Source organism: Larsenimonas rhizosphaerae (assembly GCF_026240105.1).
Lineage (GTDB): Bacteria > Pseudomonadota > Gammaproteobacteria > Pseudomonadales > Halomonadaceae > Larsenimonas > Larsenimonas rhizosphaerae.
Genome location: NZ_JAPIVE010000007.1, coordinates 1 through 2,015, shown reverse-complemented (window position 1 = coordinate 2,015; position 2,015 = coordinate 1). Strand labels below are relative to the sequence as shown.

The window sequence follows — 2,015 nt, the reverse complement described above, 5'->3', positions numbered from 1 at the left end:
GCATCACTTGAGTGATGCGCGGTAGAGGAGCGTTGTGTACGTCTGTGAAGGTGTATCGAGAGGTATGCTGGAGATATCACAAGTGCGAATGCTGACATGAGTAACGATAAGGGGAGTGAAAACCTCCCCCGCCGGAAGACCAAGGGTTCCTGTTCGACGTCAATCGGAGCAGGGTGAGTCGGTTCCTAAGGCGAGGCCGAAAGGCGTAGTCGATGGAAAACGGGTTAATATTCCCGTACCAGATTATATTGCGATGGGGGGACGGAGAAGGCTAGGTAAGCCAGGCGTTGGTTGTCCTGGTGAAAGCATGTAGGCCGAGTGATCAGGCAAATCCGATCACTTAAAGCCGAGATGCGAGACGAACGGTCTACTTGTAGACCGGAAGTTATCGATGCCACGCTTCCAGGAAAAGCCTCTAAGCTTCAGATATAATGTGACCGTACCCCAAACCGACACAGGTGGTCAGGTAGAGAATACCAAGGCGCTTGAGAGAACTCGGGTGAAGGAACTAGGCAAAATGGCACCGTAACTTCGGGAGAAGGTGCGCCGGCTTAGGGTGAAGGGACTTGCTCCTGGAGCTCGAACCGGTCGAAGATACCAGGTGGCTGCAACTGTTTATTAAAAACACAGCACTCTGCTAACGCGCAAGCGGACGTATAGGGTGTGACGCCTGCCCGGTGCCGGAAGGTTAATTGATGGTGTTAGCGCAAGCGAAGCTCTTGATCGAAGCCCCGGTAAACGGCGGCCGTAACTATAACGGTCCTAAGGTAGCGAAATTCCTTGTCGGGTAAGTTCCGACCTGCACGAATGGCGTAATGATGGCCACACTGTCTCCACCCGAGACTCAGTGAAATTGAAATCGCTGTGAAGATGCAGTGTTCCCGCGGCTAGACGGAAAGACCCCGTGAACCTTTACTATAGCTTCACACTGGATGCTGATGTTGTTTGTGTAGGATAGCTGGGAGGCTTTGAACCCTGGACGCCAGTTCAGGGGGAGCCAACCTTGAAATACCAGCCTGACATCATTGGCGTTCTAACCTCGCACCGTTATCCGGTGCAGGGACAGTGTGTGGTGGGTAGTTTGACTGGGGCGGTCTCCTCCTAAAGAGTAACGGAGGAGCACGAAGGTACCCTCAGCACGGTTGGAAATCGTGCAATGAGTGCAAGAGCATAAGGGTGCTTGACTGCGAGACGGACATGTCGAGCAGGTGCGAAAGCAGGTTCTAGTGATCCGGTGGTTCTGTATGGAAGGGCCATCGCTCAACGGATAAAAGGTACTCCGGGGATAACAGGCTGATACCGCCCAAGAGTTCACATCGACGGCGGTGTTTGGCACCTCGATGTCGGCTCATCACATCCTGGGGCTGAAGTCGGTCCCAAGGGTATGGCTGTTCGCCATTTAAAGTGGTACGCGAGCTGGGTTTAGAACGTCGTGAGACAGTTCGGTCCCTATCTGCCGTGGGCGTCGGAAGTTTGAGAAGAGCTGCTCCTAGTACGAGAGGACCGGAGTGGACGAACCTCTGGTGTTCCGGTTGTCACGCCAGTGGCATTGCCGGGTAGCTATGTTCGGACGGGATAACCGCTGAAAGCATCTAAGCGGGAAGCCCCCTTCAAGATGAGACTTCCCTGGGGCCTCGAGCCCCCTGAAGGACCCTCGAAGACTACGAGGTGATAGGCGCGGTGTGTAAGTGTCGTCAAGATATTGAGCTAACGCGTACTAATTGTCCGTGAGGCTTGACCATATAACACCCAAGTGGTCTGTGATTAATCCGCCGGATACGTCCGAAACGGTCTCGATCAACAGCATGATCCCGAATTCGCCGGAGGTGGCCTCGCCATCTCCAGCACCTGTTACGCCTGACGACCATAGCGAGCCGGAACCACCCGATCCCATGCCGAACTCGGAAGTGAAACAGCTTAGCGCCGATGGTAGTGTGGAGCTTCTCCATGCGAGAGTAGGTCATCGTCAGGCATCTATACCAAAGCCCCCGGTCATACGACCAGGGGCTTTTTTT

Annotated in this window: 2 rRNA genes (1 of these 2 running past the window's edge); both read left to right on the top strand. The window is 54.2% G+C overall.

What is annotated here, in order from left to right:
• A 23S ribosomal RNA gene (locus tag OQ287_RS15210) occupies positions 1-1,742 on the top strand; it begins 1,252 nt to the left of the window's first position.
• 114 nt (positions 1,743-1,856) lie between these two features.
• Positions 1,857-1,972, top strand: a 5S ribosomal RNA gene (gene rrf, locus OQ287_RS15205).
• Positions 1,973-2,015 lie beyond the last annotated feature (43 nt).